At 65.2% G+C, this 564-nt stretch carries 1 protein-coding gene and 1 pseudogene; both read left to right on the forward strand.

Features of this window, described 5'->3' with window-relative positions; translation table 11 throughout:
* Positions 1-222: pseudogene (locus tag CFN46_RS17375) on the forward strand (IS3 family transposase); the annotation flags it as partial.
* Positions 219-564: helix-turn-helix domain-containing protein (locus CFN46_RS17380; RefSeq protein ID WP_141103692.1), on the forward strand; the 346-nt coding region annotated here is incomplete at its 3' end. The pseudogene CFN46_RS17375 and the gene CFN46_RS17380, both read left to right, overlap by 4 nt.

Genomic DNA, 564 nt, shown 5'->3' on the forward strand with positions numbered 1-564 from the left:
TATCCCGAACAGGTCCAGCGCTGGCGTGCGAGCTGTGAAGGCGCTAACGACCGAAGCGATGCCGCCACCAAGCAGCAGAGTGAGGCACGCAAGGCGGAGCGCCAGGAGAACAAGGAACTCAAGCGCGAGCTCCGCCGCAAGGAGGCCGCGCTGGCGGAAACCGCCGCACTACTGACATTGCGAAAAAAGGCCCGAGCGATCTGGGGGGACGAGGACGAATGATCAGCACCACAGATCGCCAGGACGCCATACAGCTGATCGATGAGGGGCGTGCCCAAGGGGCACGCCTGCAGTCGGCATGCGCTGAACTCGGCATCGGCACCAACACGTATCGCCGCTGGGTGCGGGGCGATCAGGATCGCCGGCCTCAAGCGGTGCGGCCTGTCCCGCGTCATGCCCTATCGCCGGAAGAGCGTCAGCAGGTGCTGGAGATTTGCCATCGTCCTGAGTTCGCCAGCCTGCCGCCTGGGCAGATCGTGCCGCGGCTGCTGGACGAAGAAGGCCGCTACGTGGCGTCAGAGTCCAGCTACTACCGCATCCTCCGGGAGCATGGTGAGCAGCACC

This window comes from Cobetia sp. QF-1, from assembly GCF_002213105.1.
Lineage (GTDB): Bacteria > Pseudomonadota > Gammaproteobacteria > Pseudomonadales > Halomonadaceae > Cobetia > Cobetia crustatorum.